At 43.3% G+C, this 22,846-nt stretch carries 16 protein-coding genes and 1 tRNA gene; 2 read left to right on the forward strand and 15 right to left on the reverse strand.

The annotated features are described in order from the left end of the window. Positions 1-688: 688 nt before the first annotated feature. The 4 genes from CYL31_RS20375 to CYL31_RS20390 form a co-directional block, all read right to left on the reverse strand. Complete coding sequence (locus CYL31_RS20375; RefSeq protein WP_212916927.1) at positions 689-1,486, reverse strand: ABC transporter permease; 798 nt, start codon at positions 1,484-1,486, stop codon at positions 689-691. After that, positions 1,483-2,370, reverse strand: a complete 888-nt coding sequence (locus tag CYL31_RS20380) for an ABC transporter permease (RefSeq protein ID WP_212916928.1) — start codon at positions 2,368-2,370, stop codon at positions 1,483-1,485. Before CYL31_RS20380 ends, CYL31_RS20375 begins: the two co-directional genes overlap by 4 nt. Continuing rightward, complete coding sequence (locus tag CYL31_RS20385; protein ID WP_212916929.1) at positions 2,363-3,445, reverse strand: ABC transporter ATP-binding protein; 1,083 nt, start codon at positions 3,443-3,445, stop codon at positions 2,363-2,365. The genes CYL31_RS20380 and CYL31_RS20385 overlap by 8 nt, the downstream gene beginning before the upstream one ends. Before the next feature lie 70 nt (positions 3,446-3,515). After that, entirely contained in the window at positions 3,516-4,625 is a 1,110-nt protein-coding gene (locus CYL31_RS20390) for an extracellular solute-binding protein (protein ID WP_212916930.1), read from the reverse strand. 425 nt (positions 4,626-5,050) lie between these two features. On the opposite strand from CYL31_RS20390, the gene CYL31_RS20395 reads away from it, so the two are divergent. Further along, entirely contained in the window at positions 5,051-6,937 is a 1,887-nt protein-coding gene (locus tag CYL31_RS20395; RefSeq protein WP_212916931.1) for a methyl-accepting chemotaxis protein, read from the forward strand. A gap of 113 nt (positions 6,938-7,050) precedes the next feature. Here CYL31_RS20395 and serA read toward each other — a convergent pair whose 3' ends face one another. The 11 genes from serA to tkt form a co-directional block, all read right to left on the reverse strand. Further along, entirely contained in the window at positions 7,051-8,280 is a 1,230-nt protein-coding gene (serA, locus tag CYL31_RS20400) for a phosphoglycerate dehydrogenase (RefSeq protein WP_212916932.1), read from the reverse strand. Positions 8,281-8,513: 233 nt separating this feature from the next. After that, a complete protein-coding gene (gene trmA / locus CYL31_RS20405; protein WP_212916933.1) occupies positions 8,514-9,614 on the reverse strand; it encodes a tRNA (uridine(54)-C5)-methyltransferase TrmA in 1,101 nt (366 codons plus the stop codon). A gap of 120 nt (positions 9,615-9,734) precedes the next feature. Continuing rightward, positions 9,735-10,730, reverse strand: coding sequence for a hypothetical protein (locus CYL31_RS20410; RefSeq protein ID WP_212916934.1), 996 nt, complete (start codon positions 10,728-10,730; stop codon positions 9,735-9,737). A 3-nt stretch (positions 10,731-10,733) separates the two neighbouring features. After that, positions 10,734-11,429, reverse strand: coding sequence for a 5'-methylthioadenosine/S-adenosylhomocysteine nucleosidase (gene mtnN, locus CYL31_RS20415; RefSeq protein ID WP_212916935.1), 696 nt, complete (start codon positions 11,427-11,429; stop codon positions 10,734-10,736). A gap of 9 nt (positions 11,430-11,438) precedes the next feature. Then, entirely contained in the window at positions 11,439-14,015 is a 2,577-nt protein-coding gene (locus CYL31_RS20420) for a LuxQ periplasmic sensor domain-containing protein (RefSeq protein WP_212916936.1), read from the reverse strand. Further along, on the reverse strand, positions 14,003-15,106 hold the full coding sequence (locus CYL31_RS20425; protein WP_212916937.1) for a substrate-binding domain-containing protein: 1,104 nt from the start codon (positions 15,104-15,106) through the stop codon (positions 14,003-14,005). Before CYL31_RS20425 ends, CYL31_RS20420 begins: the two co-directional genes overlap by 13 nt. A 192-nt stretch (positions 15,107-15,298) precedes the next feature. Further along, positions 15,299-15,383 (reverse strand) — tRNA-Leu (locus tag CYL31_RS20430). Between the two features lie 139 nt (positions 15,384-15,522). Continuing rightward, entirely contained in the window at positions 15,523-16,590 is a 1,068-nt protein-coding gene (gene fba, locus CYL31_RS20435; protein ID WP_212916938.1) for a class II fructose-bisphosphate aldolase, read from the reverse strand. Positions 16,591-16,886: 296 nt separating this feature from the next. Then, positions 16,887-18,050, reverse strand: coding sequence for a phosphoglycerate kinase (locus CYL31_RS20440; RefSeq protein WP_212916939.1), 1,164 nt, complete (start codon positions 18,048-18,050; stop codon positions 16,887-16,889). A gap of 34 nt (positions 18,051-18,084) precedes the next feature. Then, complete coding sequence (locus CYL31_RS20445) at positions 18,085-19,116, reverse strand: type I glyceraldehyde-3-phosphate dehydrogenase (protein WP_212916940.1); 1,032 nt, start codon at positions 19,114-19,116, stop codon at positions 18,085-18,087. A gap of 110 nt (positions 19,117-19,226) precedes the next feature. Beyond that, positions 19,227-21,227 carry a transketolase gene (tkt, locus tag CYL31_RS20450; RefSeq protein WP_212916941.1) on the reverse strand — a complete coding sequence of 667 codons (2,001 nt, stop codon included), beginning with the start codon at positions 21,225-21,227 and terminating at the stop codon, positions 19,227-19,229. A 381-nt stretch (positions 21,228-21,608) separates the two neighbouring features. On the opposite strand from tkt, the gene metK reads away from it, so the two are divergent. Beyond that, positions 21,609-22,772 (forward strand): methionine adenosyltransferase, encoded by a 1,164-nt coding sequence (gene metK, locus CYL31_RS20455; protein WP_212916942.1) that lies wholly within the window; start codon positions 21,609-21,611, stop codon positions 22,770-22,772. The last annotated feature ends 74 nt before the right edge of the window (positions 22,773-22,846 follow it).

The following is a 22,846-nucleotide window of genomic DNA, read 5'->3' on the forward strand; positions in this document are numbered from 1 at the left end:
AAAGTCCCCTCCTTTCCCCCTTAGGGCGTATGCGGTATTAGCATGCGTTTCCACATGTTGTCCCCCTCTACTAGGTAGATTCCTACGCGTTACTCACCCGTCCGCCGCTCGTCAGCAGGAGCAAGCTCCCCTGTTACCGCTCGACTTGCATGTGTTAAGCCTGCCGCCAGCGTTCAATCTGAGCCATGATCAAACTCTTCAGTTAAAAAGTTTGCTTACTCAAAATCTATTACACTAACAATAACTTAATCGACCCATTGCCCCGAAGAACAACAAGCCAACATAAAGCGAATTGACGTGTTAGACGTTTCGCAAGACTTCAATTTTTTTGATCATCTCGAACCAGTTAAAAACCAATCCGGATAATCTTCTGAAGCCTCCAGCGAGCGCCCACACAAATTATCTGATTATCTATTTTAAAGAGCGTGCTAACTTGAATCACCAATCAGGTAAGAACCTAATCAGTTGAACTTGGTCTTCGTTGCTCTGAAGCCTTGTCCGTGTCAGCGAGGGCGTATATTAAGGATCTACAGATTTTGTGCAACCCTTTTTTGAGGTTTTTTATCATTTTGTCATATTTATTTGCTTCACCCTCAGAAACTGATTACGCAGTGATCAAAAGACACAAAAAAGGCCATTATTCGTACAAATAATGACCTTTTCATTTCAAATACATCGCTCTATTTTGTTATGAATTTGTCGAAAGCTCTCGACGACGTTTTACTTCATAAACAATCGCTAACAAGATAGTGACAGAAATCATCACCAAACCCAGGGCATTTACCGCTGGTGTTAAACCAGTTCTCACCTTAGATGCGATATAGACAGTCAACGTTGTGTCGTAACCTTTAACAAACAAGGTTGTATTATAGTTTTCAAACGATTGTAAAAACGCAATTGCTGCCGCTGAGATAATCGCTGGCTTTAAGTAAGGCAACAAGATTCGACGGAATGCTTGCCATTGTGTCGCCCCCAAACTTAGCGCTGCATTTTCAAGCGTACGGTCAAAGCGCTGTAAACGAGCCAATACCATCAGCATGACATAAGCAGCAATAAAGGTGGTTTGCGCAACAACCGTTAGAAACACGCCACCACTTACAGACAAGCCTTTCCAAAAGATCAGCGTTGAAATACCCACAATCACACCAGGTGTTAATAGTGGTGACATCATCAATGTATAAATAAAGGTTTTTCCCCTGCCCTGCACCGTCGATAAAAACAAAGCACAGCAAATACCAATCGGCACAGCAACCACCAGCACACCTGCCGCAACCAGAATACTTGTCCATAAAGCAGTCCACATGGCACCATCTTGAGCAAGCGCCTCAAACCATTTGAGCGTTGCCCCTTTCCAAGGAGAAACGGTAGGGAAACGGCTGTCGTTAAAAGTCGCCAGCCCCATAATTATAAGCGGAGTGAATAAATACACAAAAAACACGCCGATATAGAAGCGCACAGCAAATCGCATAATAGTTTCAGATCTCATTTTGCAATGTCCCCCAAACCTACTTTAAAGACGCGCATTACCAAGGCGATAAAACCAATACAGATAATCAGCAATAAGAAAGCATATGCCGCGCCTTGGTTCCAATCGCCACCCTCAAAAAACCAATTGTAAATAATTTGCGTGAACCAACGGCTTCCCGGTGAGCCCAATAAAGCAGGCACAGCATAACTACCTGCAGCCAACATAAAGGTCATAATACAACCTGTCGCAATACCTGGCTTAGCATGCGGAATCACCACGCGCCAATGAGTACGGATCCAGCCAGCACCTAAATTACGTGCGGCTTTAATCTGATTGGTATCCAAACTTTCTATGGCGTTATAAATAGGAAAGATCATAAATAAGATGTAGGCGTAAACCATACCGATCAGCACGCCACCATCACCCGATAAGAATCGAATGGGACGATCAATGATACCTAGCCCTAATAGCAAGGCATTCAACGGCCCTTTATAAGCTAGGATGATGTACCAAGAAAACGTACGTAGAATTTCATTGATCCAGAAAGGAATAATCAGTAACAACAAACATAACGCAGCTTTTTGAGGAGTGGCGACTTTGGCAAGATAAAAAGCAATCGGATAACTTACCACTAGTGTCAGCGACGTGACCAACACACTCGACCAGATGGTTTTAAAGAAAATAGCCAAATGTATTTTATTGCTGAACAAGGTCTCATAATTCATTAAGGAATACGTATCTTTTGGTCCACCAATATCGGCAGGCAATAGATTCGGACGAAATGAGTAATCCACCATTAATATCTGTGGCAAAATCACTAAGCCAATCAACCAAATAGCGATCATGCCAATAATGCCAACCGCCAAGCTACTGCCAAATCGCGCTTTTAGCTGACTAAACATGGCCGCCTCCGGCAATCACAATGGCATCCTGCTCATTATAAGAAAGGCTAACTGGCGCACCTTTTTTCAATGACTCAGAAAACTGATGTGTACCAAGCTGAATAGACAAAGGTAAGTTAGCAGGCGTATTAGCATTGAGCGTCAAATACGCGCCTTCAAAATTCACTTCATCAATAGTGGCTCGCAGAGTGTGCATTCCTTCCTCTGCTTGTAACCTAAAGTGCTCAGGACGTATAAAAAGTGTCGCATCAGTTCCAACAGCCATATGACCTTGCGAACGCCCTGCCAACTTGCCAAATGGCCCACAATCTAAAACAACAAGATCTGAGTTCGCTTCGATTACTTTTCCAGTAACACCATTATTTTCGCCAACAAACGAAGCAACAAACGCGGTATGAGGATCACGGTATAAGGTAATAGGATCGGCTACTTGTTGAATTCGTCCCGCTGACATAACCGCTACTCGATCTGACATAGTCAGCGCTTCGCCTTGATCATGGGTAATATAGATAAAGGTAATACCTGTTTTACGTTGAATCGCTTTTAATTCGGTACGCATATGTTGGCGTAGCTTTAAATCCAATGCGGATAATGGCTCATCTAATAGCAAGACTTGTGGCTCAACAGCCAAGGCTCGAGCGATGGCGATACGCTGTTTTTGACCACCAGACAACTCAGATACTTTTTTTGTGCCACTCCCTTCCAAAGCGACTAACTCAAGCAAGCGATCCGATGCTTTTTTGCGCTCACTTTTCGAAACACCGCGAACCTCTAGGCCGAATTCAATATTTTCGGCGACCGTCATGAGAGGAAAAAGTGCGAGGTTTTGAAAAATCATCGAGGTTGGACGTTTATTGGCCGGCACGCCACGCATGCTCTTACCACCAATTTTAATATCGCCCTGTGTTGGATCGATAAAGCCGCTGATCATGTTAAGAATCGTAGTTTTGCCACAACCAGAAGGCCCTAAGAAGCTAAAAAATTCACCGGATTTTATCGTTAAGTCGGTTTGTTGTATGGCGGTAAAATCACCAAATTGCATGACGGTATTATCTAGATGAACACTGCTATCCATATTTCTCTCGCTGGTTATTTTTTCTCGATACAAAAAGCCCCTCGTGAAAATCACAAGGGGCCTTCGAGGTTTATGCAGACAAGTAACGGTCTTGGTATTCGTTACGTAATGCGACGTACCATGGTTCTTGGATTGGCCACCACCAAAGATTGGCAAGATCCTGTTTGCTATAAGAGTCTTGGAAGAACTGCTTCGTTTCCGCTGGTAATAAAGCATCAGCACCTTTTGAGGTGGAATTATAGCCAGTTGATTTCACGAACATAGCGCCCGCTTCTGGCGTGTAGTACCAGTTAATGAATTCATAGACAGAATCCACATTGTTGGCATTTTTAGGAATCACAAAACCTTCCATCCAAGCCAACGCCCCTTCTTTTGGTGCGCCGTAGGCAATAGGTTCGCCTTCGGATTGTAGTTTGAACGCTGTACTGTCCCAAGTTTGACCAATCGTCGCGCCATTAGTACGGAATGCACCTTGGGCTTCATTTTCTGTTGACCAGAACTGAGCAATCGCACCTTTATGTTCAACCGCCGTTTTCAAAATAACATCGAAGTTTGCACGCATGGCCTTTTCGTTTTTATAGGAATCTAGCAGAGGGAAAGGTAATTTACCGGCTTTCTCTAACCACAAACCAATACCGACAAGAGCTGAATGCCCTCGAACGGTTACGCCACCAGAGTTTTCTGGCAACCAAAGATCGCCATAGCTTAGTTCTTTGCTGATTTTTGCATCGTTCTTATTGTAAGCAATCGCTTCTGTACCCCAATCCGATGGAGCAAAGTAGCGCTTACCTTTTACAATCCCGCCAACATCCGAACCTGACAGCGCGCTCTCCAAACAACCGTCCCAATTAATTCTTTTTACGTCAAGAGGCTGAACAAGACCGTAATCGACATAACCAGGCACTCGATCGACAGTCGGCATAATAATATCGAAGCCGGTTCCATCCGTAGCACGCAAAGAGTTCATCAACTCATCATTTGTACCGTATGGTGTAAACGTCGCGTTAATACCAGTCTTGGCTTTAAAGTCCGCTAACATCTCATCAGTTATATAACCAGCCCACGCATAAATACGTAGCTCTTTATTAGCCGCAATGGCTTTGTTAATCGAAAATGGGGTAGCGGCAACAGCACCTGCGATTGAGGCGCCTTTCACGAATTGGCGACGGGAAAGGGTCATTCTTGAGCTCCTTTATATTTTATGATTAATTGCTATTTCAAGAAAAAGCGGCTTAACAGCCAAAACACTCTTTTAATTAAACGATCGTTTAATTTCTTTTTTAATCTAATACAAAATAATGACGAAAAAGTGACCATGGAAGGTTTTTTTTCCAATTGGACAGAAATCACACCCAGTAATGCGTGAATAGACAAAGTCCTGTCGCTTTTGGTCAATTTTTGAGATTTGTCACACTCTCTGCTTCATATAGCTCACACGGCTTAAGTCACATATTTGTCACATACTCATATTAAGGTAGTCGTATTCGTCGTTTTATGTAAATTAAAGTAGGTTCTGAATTGAAAATATCCCATGTCACACGCACAACAACCGTAAGCTATCTGGTTATTGCGGTCATGCTTGTCGCCCTGCTCCTTTGGAGTTTGATGAAATTTCGCAGCGCTTTTGAGCAAAGTGACACCTACACTCAAGTTTGGGAATATTCCTCCATTGATTTAAAGCAGCAAATTGAAGGCTACCTATCCACAGGAGAAGCGTCTGCACTACAGACAGCACAAGAGTTCATTGAGAAAAAAATTCGTCCCGCTCTTAACGCACTACCCGATACCATTAAAGATCCAATTAACAACCAATTAAATGAAATAGAAAAAAGTCTTCAATCTGATGTGAGAGCTGCGGGCAAACTGTCCGGAAACCCTTATGCACTGATCGAAAATAATGAACGACAAACACTACTATCTTTAGATGCTTTGGCTGATAAGGTTGCGCTATTTCAATCACACCATGACCTACAATCCGCAGCCATTTATTTAGCAAGCCAAGCCTTGTTATACGCAGACCTTGCTCATATGAGTGGCGCAAAAGACGACTACTTGGTCAACAATACAGCAGATAATAAACAACGTTTAGTCCAATCAATTGACATTTTTCAATCTCATATTGCTGATTTCGATCAACTTCCAATACTAGAATTAGACGAGAAGAATGACACTGAGTCTGCTGACGATTTATCGTCATTAATGGGATGGGCAAGCGATTCAGAAGACTCTACAGAAGCGACTGATCCACTAGAAGAAACCAAAAGCGAGCTCCATACTTGGTCAAGCCGATATTTAAAAGACGTTGATTCTAGTCTTTTAAATATCCAGCAAGCTATCGCAGCCCAAAACAAAATTCGCTCATTGATTCATCAGCTCGAAGAGATTTTGAAAACTGGTACTGAAGACATTCAAAAAAGCGCAGAAGCCACTCAAGAACAAACTTTAATAGCATTTTCTGTCTTTGTCATTTTGATGATTTTAACCACTATCTCAGTGCATATTTTCCAGAATAAAGTCGTGGTAAAAAGCGCCAGAGACCTTTACACAGCGGTAAAAGACTTAGTTGAACATCAAAACATCAACACCCTTAAAGTCAGCAAGAACAAAAACGAACTATCAGACGTGGCTCATTACTTAAACCGCTATTTAGAGCAAATAGCCGTACAACGGCAGCAACGTGATACAGAACTAAACAATATCTCACTCTCGCTCAATGAAATGCTAAATGCTTTTGGACAAGTACACGAATTAAGTCTGGCATCTCGACACGAATTGGATGACACACTAAAAATGTCAAACCAAGTCGAGACTCTGGCGAATAAAGCCGAAGTGCGTGCCCACGAAGTGGCAAATTATGCCATCGAAACCAATACCGCCATGTCACACAGCGTGGATCAAGCGGCCTCCTTAGCACTTGCTAATCAAACAACCGTTGAGAGGCTAAATAGTAGCAAGAAAGCATTAACCCGATTAAGCTCATCCGTCTCTAGCGCGTCATCTATTGTTGGTGGCATCAGAGATATCTCAGAACAAACCAATTTACTCGCACTCAATGCCGCCATTGAAGCGGCACGAGCAGGTGAACATGGTCGAGGGTTTGCCGTAGTTGCTTCCGAAGTGAGAACCTTATCTACCAGAACCCAACAATCCCTTGAAGAGATCACTAAGATCTTTTCTCTGCTTACATCAGCAACAGATAAACTCACCAAGAACATAGAACTAATTGAAACGGCCTCGATTGAGCAAATAGATTTGACCCATGCTCTCGGCCAATCGGCTCAAGATATTCTTGAAAAGTCTAAGCAATCTAGTCATTTAGCAAAAAAATCGACAGGCTATGCAGCAGAGCAAAAGCTCGGTATGAACAAGCTAAACAGCGCAGTTGTTAAAGTAAGAGAACAAGCCAATGAGTCTGAAGTGTTTATGGCTGGCGTGACCAATAACATCAAACAAAAAATCCAAGACATTACGACCACGTTGGGAATCAACTAGCCCCCCAAGATAGATCTTTTGACTTTAAGCTTTTTATTTTTAAGAAAGAATGGCAGATACAAAAAATCCAGCCGTAGCTGGATTTTTTAACATCAAGAACACAGTGAAAAAGCTTAGAACAAAACGCGTGCCTTTATTGTTCCTTCTACTTCTTTTACTTTCTCAAGCGCCAATTCGCCCTCTTCTGCATCCACGTCCATTACCATGTAGCCAAGTTTCTCCGTGGTACGAAGGTACTGGCCCGTAATGTTGATGTTGTTTTCAGAGAAGATCGCGTTGATCTTAGAAAGCACTCCTGGACGGTTTTCGTGAACGTGAAGAATACGATGGTTATCCGCTTGAGCAGGCAAGGCCACTTCTGGGAAGTTAACCGCTGCTGTCGTAGTACCAACATCAGAGTATTTAATCAGCTTCTCAGCCACTTCAATACCGATGTTCTCTTGCGCTTCCATGGTGCTACCGCCGATATGAGGCGTTAGAATCACATTGTCTAGACCACGAAGTGGTGATACGAACTCTTCGTCGTTACCTTTAGGCTCAACTGGGAATACATCGACCGCTGCGCCACCTAACTCACCTGACTTAATAGCTTCAGCTACAGCATCTAAATCGGCAACCGTACCGCGTGAAGCATTAATGAAGATAGAACCCTTCTTCATTTGAGACACTTCTTTCGCGCCGATCATCATCTTAGTCGAATTCGTTTCTGGCACATGCAAGCTGATAATATCGCTAGTAGACAGCAATTCTTTTAGACTCTTGATTTGACGCGCATTACCCAAAGGCAACTTGGTGACGATATCGTAAAAGCATACTTCCATACCTAAAGATTCTGCCAAAACGCTCAATTGAGTACCGATGCTACCGTAACCAATAATACCCAAACGCTTACCACGAGTTTCGAAAGAGCCTGCAGCAGACTTAACCCAACCACCACGATGACATGCTGCGTTTTTCGCAGGAATGCCTCGAAGTAATAGAATTAACTGACCAAGAACTAGCTCTGCAACACTACGAGTATTGGAGTATGGCGCGTTAAAGACAACAATACCTTTCTCACTTGCTGAATCGAGATCAACTTGGTTCGTACCAATGCAGAAACAACCAATAGCAACCAGTTTGTTAGCATGCTCTAAAACATTCGCCGTTAACTGAGTACGAGATCGAATGCCAATGAAATGTGCTTCCGAGATTTTCTCGATCAGCTCATCTTCTGCAAGTGCAGTTTTGTGATATTCGATGTTGGTATAGCCTGCGTCATGCAATGCATCCAATGCAGATTGATGAACGCCTTCTAATAACAAGATTTTGATTTTGTCTTTGTCTAGTGAGTTATTACTCATGGCTCGTTCGACTTCTCTTTGGTGGTGGGGGAAAATGTGTGCGTATATGTTACCACAGAACATTCTATGTCGTATTCAAGATACAAGAATGTCTTTCATTATGATAAGAACAAAACTCATACAAGGTTTGCTGCTAATAAATTTTAGATGCCTTCAAAAAAACAAAGTATGTGGCTCACTACACTCTCAAAAAACTCGCTGTACTCGGTAAAAAAGGGGCGTGTTAGCCTTTATTAATCCACCTTACGCTTCAAGAAAACACCCGTTTCCACATGATGAGTATAAGGAAATTGGTCAAACATCGCATATCGAACCACCTCATGGGTACTCGACAAGGCTTCTAAATTCGCTTTCAGCGTTTCAGGATTACAGGAAATATAAAGAATGGAATCTATCTTACGGATCAATTCAACCGTTGCATCGTCCAAACCTGCTCGTGGTGGATCAACCAAAACCACAGAAGGAGTAAGCTCGCTGACGCCAGCTTGAACTAGGCTCTTAGGAAGTTCTACGTCGCCATTCAAAGCAGCGGACACATCTTCGCTGGCCATTTTAACCACTTGAACATTATGCATGCCATTGATAGCAATATTTAGCTGCGCAGAATTTACTGAGACTTTGGAAATTTCGGTCGCAACCACTCGATCAAAACGACGAGCTAAAGGAATAGAAAAATTGCCATTCCCACAATACATCTCTAACAAATCACCGGATGCATCTTTCGTTACATCTAACGCCCATTCTAACATTTTTTCACTGATGCCAGCATTAGGCTGAGTGAAGCTATTTTCAACTTGTTGATAATGGAATTTTTGACCATTTACCGTTAGCGTCTCCATTACAAAATCGCGCGTGATAATTTGTTTCTTCTTACGGCTACGACCAATAAAATGACAAGCAGGAAAAGCGTCGTTTAACTGCTGGACAGCAGCATTCCATTCGGCATCGATCGGTTTATGGTAAAGCAAGCTAATCAAGGCTTCACCTGTGGTTGTCGTTAAGAAATCCACTTGAAAAAGCTTATATCGTAAAACAGGAATATCCCGAACCGCATCAAGCAACTTTGGCATTAGCTCATTAATAAGGTTCGATGCAGCCAAAAATTGATCGGTACGAATCGGCGTTCTAGGATCAGCTGAATCAAACATCGCATAATATAAATCATCACCATCATGCCAAATGCGGAACTCAGCTCGCATGCGGTAATGAATCGGCTGACTCGCAAACACTTCCATCTCAGGCAATGACAAAGTCGCCATTAATTTGGCTAATTCAGCTTGCTTATCTTGCAGCTGCTTTTCATACATTTCTGGTTGGATTTGATCCGGTCTCATAGCTGATTCTCTTGGAAGCGATAGGTACTGATAGAGCGCGGCATTATACGAGTTCCCCGTATACAAATCTAATCGCTTACGTAAAAACACAAAAATTGAAAGGCTTATTAACGTAAATACTTAACGCAGGTACTTAGGCCCGAGCAAAATAGCTAAAGACAAAGTAAGGGAAAACTTACCCTCATAGTCATCATCCGCTTCATGGGTGAACTGAGGTCTTATTTGCCCAATGAGCCAGTCTTTATAAAGCAGGCGCTCATATTGAACATTGTACAAAAAGCTATCTGGCTCAATCGAGTGTTCTCCCGATTGAAGAAAACTCAATTGATACCTTAAACGGTTTTTTTCGTCTAATCGATGCTGAATTGAAAAGTTTTCACGGACATAAAACAGCCCATCTCTATCGAGCCAAGTCACGCCAAAATCGGTACCAATATTCAAAGTAGGACTCGTAGCGTAACCTAAACCTACCGAATAACGAGCTCCAATTCCTCTGGAATAATAAGCAAATGCTTCTTGATTCTGCCACCAGCTCCAGCGCTCATTCTGTTCACCTTGCTTAACACGCAAGCGCAAAAATGGATCAAGAGGAAAATCCACCTTGATACCAGCATCAACATCTAACCCTATATCGTCTTTGATATAACGAATAGCAGCCGAAATATTCGTTTTCAAGGCAGAGTCTACAACATTGCCCTCTTGAGACGACTCCCCTCTTAAACTTTCTGGTGCCAAGGAATCTGGCTCAGACTCTACCACTAGGCGTAATCGATCTTGAGTATTCGGCAGTTTCAACCGTGTCCGAAACTCAAAAAAACCAGATTGATCACTTTTGCTTAAAACGGAGCCAAAGCGTATTTCGGCATAACTATCAGAAGGCTCACTACTTGGCGTACCAGATAAAAACGAATCGATATTCGTTGACCAATTACCAATGGTCTTTGACACTGTTTCATGGGAACTCAACCACCAAGGCGGACTAACACTCTCTTCTACTGGTCCGCTATTTTCTACTTGAGTCTCTACATCATCTCTCGTTTCTTCTGCAGAAAAAGCAAACAAGGGCCAGCAAGTTACTAAACAAAATACAGAAATCTGCCCCTTGCTCAATGGCATACTTTAGTTGCCTTTCAGCATTTGTTGAATCATCAGGGAAGAGTTTTCAGCTGCAACTTTAAGGTATTCCTCAAAACTTTGAGGAGATTCTTTGCCTGCAATATCTGACAGAGAACGCACAACGACAAAAGGCGTATCAAATTTAAAACATACTTGAGCAACAGCCGCGGCTTCCATTTCAACAGCCACTAATTGAGGAAAAATGGCTCGTACTGCTTCCACTCGCACAGGATCATTCATGAAGCTATCGCCAGTTCCGATCAAACCAACTTTTGCCTGCACTTGGGTGACTGTCTGCAACGCTTGTTTTGCCTTATCGACTAACGCCACATCAGCTGGGTAAGTCGCAGGCATATTTGGAACCTGCCCCATTACATAACCAAAGGCCGTCACATCTACGTCGTGATGAACCACTTGATCTGATATAACTACATCACCAACCTGTAACTCCGGATCAAAACCACCAGCAGAACCAATATTGATCACATACTCAGGCTTAAACTGAGATAGCAATAGAGTGGTAGAAACAGCAGCATTTACTTTACCGATACCGGATTTCAGCAAAACAACGTCTTTGCCTTCAAAATGCCCAACAAAAAAATCACAACCAGCAATAGTCTGTTCTCGGACGCCTGTCATCCACTCTTTGATAACAGCTACTTCTTCATCCATAGCTCCAATTAGTCCAATTACGCTCATTCATTGCTCCTAAGGTTTTTGTTGCATAACTTTTTGTGTGAATAATCGAATTTGATCACCAGAGTAAGGCAATGTCATATCGAAAAGCGCCACATTATCCGGCATTTCTGACCACCTTTGTACCGAAAAAAATCGGGTTGCAGGAAAGGCTTCCTGAATTGACAATAAAAGCGTTCGTGGCTGAGGCTCAAGCAATACAACAACGGCATCAGGGTGATATGACAGCACCACATAATAATTGGATAAATCGGCCAACCACTGCGTCGCCACGTCATACTTTTCTAATTCGGTATACCAGATGGCTTTCGTGATACGACTGCCACCAACCATCACCCAAGATAAGGCCTGCTCATTCGAATGGGTGGGAATTATACCCTCTAACTCACATGCTTTAACTAAGACCTGATGTAAATTGTAGTCGAAAGAACAGCCTTGCAAGGTAAAAACATGCGGATCCACCTCAATCGGCAGGGTGCTATTGAGCCAAATAATAGGAAGGTTATTACGATTATATTTGAGTTTAAGAGCCCGTGTCATATCCGCTTGCGCTTCAACATCTTTATCACAACCAATCAGTACTGCGTCAAATCTCACCACAGCACTGGATTGGGTAAAAAAGCTGTCGGTTGAAACATACTCCTCTACCTGAAGACCAAGCCTCATTAAAGCTGTCTTAATAGCAAAGGGGTTGGGATAATCATTTGCCACCCAAGCCACAACTTGGTTCGATGCTAACGGCTTAAGTGCCTGCTTGTATTCATACTCTTCCGCCATCAAATTAAGCTGTAGAGCATTATTCTGTAGGGTCTTTTGCTGGCCACCAAGAGGCACTAACAACATTTTTATCATCCAGTAAAAAAGCGGCCTGAATGCCATGTCATTCATCGCAATCATTTCCAGCTCTGCACCATCGAAGCGAACTGTTAATCGACGCTCAGCCATGTCATTAGACATCACCATCATAAATAAAACGCGAATCAATCCTCTAAAATTAGTATCAATAGCAAGGATCCTTGAGCCATCCTCAACAGAACAATCCAACAGCACCCTATTTGCTTCCACTCCCATGGCCGCCATAACTCGAGCACTTTCTTGGCAAAAGACCTCCCCGATTGGCAAATAAGACACCTCATTATTCACGCTACTGATATCATTTAATACGGATATCAAAAGCGCAAGCCAACCCTGTAAATGCTTACTATCAATATAACCAGGCAATAAAGACAGATACGTCAACTCATTCAATATAGCGTCCGTGTCTACTTTCTTTTGCTGTGCGGATGACAGTGGTTGCAGCTGCTCCAATTGCCACATTAAACTGGTTTCTTGAGTGACATTGCGCCCTACCAACAACAAGCCTCGATAGTCACTCTCATTTTTAAATGAATGCACTTGCCATTTATATATTCGACCCAAATTATTGATAGTTAATTCAAAAGCAACGCCCACTTCGCCTTTTAAAGCGTCTTGAATAGATTGATGACAAGAAATAGGCATAAAATCAAAAACCGTTCGGGCCTTATCCGCATCAGGAAAAAGAAGCTTTGCTTCCGAATTAATTAATTCCACTTCTGCGACTTCCGTGCAAAAAATAACCGCACTATGTATCGATTCCGCGAGCAGCTTGAACCTATGCTCTTTGGACTCAATAAAGGCTTTATATTGATGACTTTGTAACTGTATTGGTTGGAGTTCACTATACGGCAGCAGACCTTCTTCATGCCGATAAACAATCGACTCAAGAGGTTGAAAAATGAACCTATTGATTTGACGGAATAACAGCAAACAAAAGCAGCATAAAACCATTCCAATTCCAGCGATTAACGGCAACGCATTGGTTAAAATCGCAGACGAAAAAGTGTGCTTTTGGATGATATCTAATTGTAAGTCTGCCTGAATAGGTGATACCAAAGGTAGGCGAGAATGCAATGTTGCGTCCGATAAATCTACGCCGACTTTACGCTCTTCAAGTAAGACGCGATTATGTGCACTATCATAAACCCGCACAGCGCTTACTTGAGCACTTTCAAGCAATTCATTCGCCAAGGTTAAGTTGTCGTTCAGTGAAATAAAACCATACAAAAAGCCAATATTTACTTGCTCTGACGACAACAGCTTCTTTTTAAACATCAGCAAGATCGAGTCGTCTTTTGTCACTATAGACGCCCATCGATTAATAAGCCCCTCTGCCAATACAGACTGTAGATCTACCTTGGTAAATAAACGTGCCCTAGGATCCATCGAATGCTTACCATTTTCCCACTCGATATAAAAAAAATCTAACCCACCAAAAAACAACACTTCATGATGGCTAAACAACAAATCTAACTCTCGACCAGAAGCATAATTACTCAGAGAAAGATCCTGACCAATAAACTTCATCTCATCTTCAGCACGAGCCAAATAGCCATTAAAAGCCTGTTCAACCACGCGATGCTTCAATGCCAAGTTTTTTTCCGCTGCAGACTGATTCAATGTTTCAATAAAGTACAAAACAGCTAAGGCAGTCGCCAAGAAGACGATACCAACCAGTACAAGGACTTTTAAGCGCAGACGACGCTGTAAACTAATGGTTACTCCAGCCATAGTTCCACCGAATAATGATAGGCTTGCTGGACCATCAAACGCAGACTATCTGTATCTAATTCAGCAGGCATGAGCGTCGAATTGGCGACATAAAGATTTGGCATATTTTTTCCTTCGAGATCCAACTTAATCGCCTCTGCTACCGCAATAGAAAGATCATCTCTCATAAAAAGTACATTCGCTTTTACCTTACGACTCTCTAAATCTGCAATACCATTCGAAGACAACCCCCAAGCATTGGTTTGTATCTGCGAATCAAAACCTTGAGCTTTTAATGCCGCAACCACCCCCTCAGAAATATTCTGAGAGCAACTAAAAATAAAGTCAGAAGGGTTGTCTTTTAATAAAGCTTGAGCCGCTTCAAACGCACTGACCTTATCATCTGATACCGCTCTAATATGGCTGACCCGACGATTGTACTTCATCATTTCATCGAGAAATAAATCACAGCGCATATGTCCAAGATAACCCGTTGGTAAAACCAGTGCCGAAATAGTTGTCTCTGGTGGCAGCTGACGTTCAAGGTAACTAGCCAGCATAGTCGTTGCTTTCTTCTGATCAAAGCCTATGTACATTAAAGGAGGATGGTTCATCCAATGAGTTAACGGCGAAGCAAAGTCATACAGAATGATTTTTGGCTTACCTGAGCGCAAAAATCGCTCTAAGAATCGGCGCTGAACAGAACCTAGTTTCGTCATGATAATATAATCCGGCTGAGCATCGGCCATCTTAAAGTAAGATGCCAAATCATTATCTGACTCAAAGCCATCTGTATACGTATCTAAACGATAATCTATGCTTAATTCACGCATGCGTTTTCTAAATGTCACTAGAAGCGATCTGTTTTCGAGAGAATTAGCGTCACCAAATAACAATAAGGCAATACGTACGGCTCGCTTCTGAGATACTCGGATCGGGTTAGGAGGAGAATTGACTATCGTAGTGAACTGTTCGGCCAGAGGGCCTTGTCTTGGCGTAGACTGATAAAAATCATGACTATCCATAAGATCAAGCGCCATGTTGGCAGCTTGCGCCGTGAAAGCAAGGCTTCCCAGAACAATCCATATAACAAAAGAATGTAGTCTTCGCATTTCCGAGCCCGATGAAACGTCATAGAAAGAATTATTCTAACCAAATTAACGAACTTTTATGATAACAAGAATAAGAAAATACGCTTAAGCACTATAAATGTGCTCTAAATACATGTTATTACGAAGAAGAAAGGCATTTAGATAAATTTCAGACATAAAAAAAGCCGACATAAAGTCAGCTTTTTTTAAATTTGGTGCGGAAGGAGAGACTCGAACTCTCACGCCGTGAAGCACTGGAACCTAAATCCAGCGTGTCTACCAATTCCACCACTCCCGCAAGGAATGGCGAGCATTATAGGTAATTGAATTTTCCGGTCAATAGTTTTTTTGTTTTTTTATTAAAAAACTTAAAAAAACTTTCCTTTACCTATATCTACCCACCATTTTATTAAGCATTACTCTCTTTAAAGCTAGACTTAAAAAACACGACCACCAGAATATTCACCACGCTCATAACGTACAGCCATCTCTTCCAGATCCATAGTATGAATGCGAGAAGCTTGACCAGCACAACCAAAGGCTTCATAGCGATCAATACAAACCGCTTTCATCGCCTTGATACTTTCCGTTAAGTATTTACGTGGATCAAAATTACCTTTGTGTTCAGCCAAACTACGACGAATCGCACCGGTTGCCGCCAATCGCAAATCTGTATCAATGTTGACCTTACGAACACCGTAACGAATCGCTTTAACGATCTCATCAATCGGCACACCGTAAGTCTCAGGAATGTCACCACCAAACTCATTGATGATAGACAACCAATCTTGTGGAACAGAAGACGAACCGTGCAACACGATATGAGTGTTTGGTAGTAACTCTACGATTTTTGCTATACGTTCGATATCGAGAATGTCGCCGGTAGGCGGACGTGTAAACTTGTATGCACCATGGCTTGTTCCAATCGCAACAGCCAATGCATCAATGCCAGTTGCATTAACAAAATCCACCGCTTCTTGTGGATCCGTCAACATTTGATCATGGGAAAGTGTGCCTTCAGCGCCAACACCATCTTCTTCACCAGCTTGACCGGTTTCCAAAGAACCCAACACACCCAACTCACCTTCTACAGATACACCACATGCATGTGCGAACTCAACAGTACGACGAGTCACATCAACGTTGTAGTCATAACTAGCCGGTGTTTTACCATCAGCCATCAAAGAACCATCCATCATGACAGAAGAAAAACCAAGCTGAATAGAGCGTTGGCAAATAGCTGGAGACGTACCATGATCCTGGTGCATTACAACAGGGATATGTGGGTAATCTTCAATCGCCGCCGCAATCAAATGACGCAAGAAGTGCGAACCAGCGTATTTGCGAGCACCAGCAGAGGCTTGCATGATAACAGGTGAATTCACTTCGTGAGCAGCTTCCATGATCGCCTTAACCTGCTCCATGTTATTCACGTTGAAGGCTGGCAAACCATAGCTGTGCTCCGCTGCGTGGTCGAGCAGTTGACGCATACTAATTAAAGGCATAAAAGGTTTCCTCTGACAATTTGTCTTATATTTTATTTATAACGAACAGAGTTATGGTGTTAGTTAACTCTGTGATTTTGTAATCATGGCATTGCTTATCACAAACCATGTGGCTTACGCCTTATCGTTATTGTCATACTCGACTCGCGCCGAGTAGGTCACTCTCTAGTTTTGTTTTCACCAACACTGTTTTCAGCACAAATCATATGCAGCGTCTAACAGTGTTAACGAAGTAGGCTTTTCGCCTTTTTATTACTTATAAAGTGCTTTAGAACGATCTTTGCCATTCTTTGATACTAATTTTGCGCGCGTGACTCTAACATCGCAACCGCTGGCAGCACTTTTCCTTCAACAAATTCTAAAAATGCGCCACCACCAGTAGAAATATAAGAGACCTGATCCGCAATGTCATACTTATCAACAGCAGCTAACGTATCGCCACCACCAGCAATAGAAAACCCTTTACTGTTTGCAATAGCCATCGCAAGCGCCTTAGTTCCACCGCCAAACTGATCAAACTCAAAAACGCCAACAGGGCCATTCCAGATAATCGTTTGGGATTTTTCAAGCAACGCAGCAAACGCAGCGGCAGCTTTTGGTCCAATATCCAAAATCATGTCATCAGGACCAACATCTGCAGCATTTTTCACTGTCGCAACGGCATCTGGCGCGAACGCAGTAGCGACAACAACGTCTTCAGGTAGCGGAATGCTGGTTTTCGCCATCAAAGCTTTTGCCTGAGGAATCAAATCTTCTTCGTACAAAGACTTGCCCACTGGAAAACCAGCGGCAGCCAAGAAAGTGTTGGCAATACCACCACCAACAATCAATTGATCCACTTTATCAGACAAAGATTCCAATACAGTTAATTTAGTCGATACTTTTGAGCCACCAACAATCGCCGCCATTGGACGAGCAGGTTTCGCTAAGGCTTTTTCCAATGCTTCAAGCTCAGCCGACAACAATGGACCAGCACAAGCGATTGGTGCAAATTTCGCTACGCCGTGAGTAGAAGCTTGAGCACGGTGAGCCGTACCAAATGCATCCATCACAAACACATCGCACAACGCCGCCATTTTTTTAGACAAGGCTTCGTCGTCTTTTTTCTCGCCAAGATTGAAACGTACGTTTTCAACTAGAACAAGCTGACCAGACTCAACTTCAACGCCATCCAACCAATCTTTTGCTAACGGTACGTCTTGTCCTAGCAAACTCGCAAGATGTGTCGCAACAGGCTGAAGCGAGTATTCTTCTTCGTACAGACCTTCTGTTGGACGACCAAGGTGAGACATCACCATGACCTTTGCGCCAGCAGCTAACGCCAATTTAATGGTTGGCAAGGCCGCACGAATACGCGCATCGCTAGTCACCTTGCCATTTTTCACAGGTACGTTAAGGTCTTCACGGATCAATACTCTTTTGTTCGCCAGATCCACGTCTTTCATATTAATTACAGTCATGTACGATGTCCTCGTCGTTTAAACTTCTGATGTCTCAATCCAAATTTGATTGTTCAATCACACCTGCCCAATACTTAGCCACATCCAACATTCGATTAGCGTAGCCCCATTCATTATCAAACCAACATAGTAACTTCACCATTCGCTGGTCGATTACTTGGGTTTGCGTACTATCGATAATTACCGAACGTGGATCATGATTAAAATCCACCGAAGCGTGAGCCTCTTTAGTAAACCCCATTAACCCTGCGTATTTTGAGTGTGCCGCTTGTTCTAACTGCCCATTGATTTGATCAACCGTCACATCTCGTTCTGTACGTAAAACTAAATCAATTACAGAAACATTTAATGTTGGCACACGCACCGCATTACAACCCATTTTTCCGTCAAGTTCTGGCATCATCCGTGTAATACCTCTCGCCAATCCTGTATCGACAGGAATAATCGAACTCAAGGCTGCACGAGTCAGGCGCAAGTCTTTGGTATGATAGCCATCAATCACAGGCTGATCATTCATCGCCGAGTGGATTGTTTGCGTCATGCCATGCGCCACACCCGCAAACTGCTTCACCACATCCAAAACCGGAATCAAACAATTCGTCGTACAAGATGCCGCTGACACAATGTTTTGATTTGCCTGAATGTCCTGATGATTAAAACCATACACAATAGTCGCATCCACATCAGCCGCAGCAGGCTGGGATAGCAACATTCTGGGAACACCGGCATTCAGATAGGCTTGCGCACCTTCTCGACTAGAAAAACTGCCCGAACACTCCAGCACCATATCCAGTTCAAGAGACGACCAATCCAACTCATCAGGAGTAGCACAAGAAAAACATAAAATACTATCGTCACCGATCAACAAGGCATTGCCTTGGGTCGAAACAGGCTTAGGGAAACGGCCATGAGTGGTGTCATAGCGAGTAAGATAACTGATTGTCTCAATATCGGACAATTCATTAATAGCAACCACTTGAATGTGATCGCGGTAGCCGTTTTCATACAACGCTCGCAATATCGAACGTCCGATACGACCATAACCATTTATAGCGACTCGCAACATATTCCTACTACTTCATCGCAAAGAAAGTGATCAAAAACCATCACCTTCCGCCTTAATAAAAGGAAAAAGAGGCATACAAACGTATACCTCTTTTCTTATCAAGCACCAGATTACGCAGCTAGAATTTTCTCAGCAGTCGCAACCACATTGTCTACTGTAAAGCCGAAGTGTTTCATAAGATCGCCACCAGGAGCCGACTCACCAAACGTCGTCATCCCCACCATAGCGCCGTCGAAACCAACGTATTTGTACCAGTAATCAGTATGGGCCGCTTCGATAGAAACGCGCTTAGTCACGCTACTTGGCAATACAGATTCTTTGTAAGCAGCGTCTTGAACATCAAAGACATCAGTAGATGGCATAGAAACCACACGCACATTCTTGCCTTTCGCTGTAAGTGCTTCAGCAGAGTCCATTGCTAGGCCTACTTCAGAACCTGTAGCGATCAAGATAAGATCAGGTGTACCAGTGCAATCTTTCAGCACATAGCCACCTTTCGCTGCGTTAGCTAATTGGTGTGCATCACGTGCTTGCGCAGGCAGACCTTGACGAGAGAAAACCAAAGAAGTTGGGCCAGTACGGCGTTCAATGCCCGCTTTCCAAGCAATCGCTGTTTCCGCGGCATCACATGGACGCCATACAGACATATTTGGCGTCATACGCAAATTCGCTAACTGCTCAATAGGTTGATGCGTTGGACCGTCTTCGCCTTGACCAATAGAATCGTGCGTGTAAACAAATACGTTTTGAATGCCCATCAAAGCAGACATACGAACCGCGTTACGGGCATATTCCATAAACATCATAAAGGTCGCACCGTAGTTAATAAAACCACCATGCAAAGAAGCACCATTCATGATACCGCTCATACCAAACTCACGAACACCATAGAAAACATAGTTGCCTGCTGGATCGTCTTGAATACCTTTTGAACCAGACCATAACGTCAAGTTAGAACCAGCAAGATCCGCAGAGCCACCTAGCAACTCTGGCAACATAGCACCAAAGAAACCAATCGAATTCTGAGAGGCTTTACGGCTCGCAATGCTTTCACCTTTGTCTTGGCTTTCTTGAATGAAAGCTTGTGCTTTCGCTTCGAAATCCGCAGGCAGTTCACCCTTAATAACACGACGTTCAAATTCAGCTGCCAATTCTGGGTAAGCCGCTTTGTAAGCTTCAAATTGAGCATTCCACTGCGCTTCACGAGCAGAACCAGCTTCTTTCGCATCCCAACCAGAGTAGACGTCAGCGGGAATCTCGAACGGTGCATGTGGCCAACCAAGGAATTCACGAGCAGCAGCAATTTCTGCATCGCCTAGTGGCGCGCCATGGCAATCATGACTACCAGATTTATTTGGCGAACCAAAACCGATAATGGTTTTGCAGCAAATCAAAGTTGGCTTAGTTGTTTCAGCTTTTGCCGCTTCAATCGCCGCTTTGATCGCTTCTGGATCATGTCCATCTACATCAGCAATAACATGCCAGCCGTACGCTTCGAAACGCTGCGGTGTATTATCAGTAAACCAACCTTCAACATGACCATCGATAGAAATACCGTTGTCATCCCAAAACGCAACCAATTTACCCAAACCTAGCGTTCCAGCAAGAGAAGCCGACTCGTGAGAAATACCTTCCATCAAACAACCGTCACCAAGGAAGCAATAGGTGTTGTGGTCGACGACAGTATGCCCTTCGCGGTTAAACTGCGCAGCTAAGGTTTTCTCAGCAAGCGCCATACCGACGGCGTTACTAATACCCGCGCCCAATGGTCCCGTTGTGGTTTCTACGCCATCGGTATATCCATATTCTGGGTGCCCAGGTGTTTTAGAGTGAAGTTGACGAAACTGTTTTAAGTCTTCAATTGCCAATTTATAACCAGATAGGTGCAATAAAGAATAAATCAGCATAGAGCCATGGCCGTTTGACAACACAAAGCGGTCGCGATCAACCCATTTTGAATTGTTTGGGTTGTGCTTTAAAAAATCATTCCATAGCACTTCAGCGATATCCGCCATACCCATTGGTGCACCGGGGTGACCAGAGTTAGCTTTTTGTACGGCATCCATACTCAATGCACGTATGGCGTTAGCAAGTTGTTTACGAGACGGCATGGTTATTCCACTCCTGATAGCTTAACGAACAATAGAAGTAACATTCTCTACGGGATAGAACCACGATACAAGGTTGGCACCATCGTAACGCCCAAACATTGGGCAAAGAAAATGAAATTACATAAAAATCTGCACCATCCTAACAAAAAAATCGTCCTTTGCCTCATTAAAATCCACAGATCGGGTTGATATTTAAACAGCTCTAGTTCATTATTCACATCACTTAAAAGCGTCGATTTGTTTCGGCTTGCGGACGCTATATAAATTCAGCTAAACAGAAGCAATACGACCTGTTTAGCTTTTTTGAAATATAATCATTGCTAAGCGGGTTTTTTATACCTATTTAGCGCTTATCCATCATTTTTGATAGAGGCACTAAACATGTCAGAATATTCTTTATTTACTTCAGAATCCGTTTCTGAAGGTCATCCAGATAAAATAGCGGACCAAGTGTCCGACGCCATCCTTGATGCCATTTTGGCAGAAGACCCGGAAGCACGTGTTGCCTGCGAAACGCTGGTAAAAACAGGCATGGTACTGGTAGCTGGTGAAGTTCGTACCAACGCATGGGTCGACATTGAAGAGATCGCTCGTGGCGTTATCCGTGAAATCGGCTACAACAGTTCAGACATGGGCTTCGACTGGGAATCTTGTGCCGTGATGAACGCCATCGGTAAACAGTCTTCTGATATTGCCGTTGGTGTTGATGAAGCAAATGAGAAGGAACAGGGTGCTGGCGACCAAGGTTTGATGTTTGGTTTTGCCACTAACGAAACTGACGTGCTAATGCCTGCGCCAATCACTTACGCGCATCGTTTAGTTCAACGCCAAGCAGAGGTTCGTAAAAACGGCACGCTAGATTTTCTTCGCCCAGACGCAAAAAGCCAGGTTACCTTCCGTTACGATGAAAATGGCAAACCATGCGCTATCGATGCGGTTGTTCTTTCGACACAACACAGCGCATCAGTAAAACAAGCAGACCTTCGTGAAGCAGTGATGGAAGAGATCATCAAGCCAGTGCTTCCTGCAGAATGGTTATCAAAAGAAACTAAGTACTTCATCAACCCAACAGGCCAGTTCATCATTGGTGGCCCAGTTGGCGATTGCGGTCTAACCGGTCGTAAAATCATCGTTGATACATACGGCGGCATGGCTCGTCACGGCGGTGGTGCTTTCTCTGGTAAAGATCCATCTAAAGTTGACCGTTCTGCTGCGTACGCTGGTCGTTATGTTGCTAAGAATATCGTTGCCGCAGGCCTTGCTGATAAGTGTGAGATTCAAATCTCTTACGCCATCGGTGTTGCTGAGCCAACCTCTATCAGTATCAATACTTTCGGCACAGGCAAAGTAAGCGACGCGCTGATTTCACAACTAGTGCGTGAATATTTTGAATTACGTCCAGCAGGCTTGATTAAGATGCTAGACCTAAAACGCCCAATCTACCTACCAACAGCGGCTTATGGCCACTTTGGTCGTGAAGGTGAAAACTTCACGTGGGAAAAAACAGACAAAGCTGACGCATTACGCAAAGCGGCAGGTTTATAATTTCCTGATTTTCCGTTATAAAGCCTTCTTCTGCCCTACTCTTTTATTAGACAACACGTGCAGAGGAAGGCTTT

Source organism: Marinomonas sp. A3A, assembly GCF_018336955.1.
Taxonomy (GTDB): Bacteria; Pseudomonadota; Gammaproteobacteria; order Pseudomonadales; family Marinomonadaceae; genus Marinomonas; species Marinomonas lutimaris.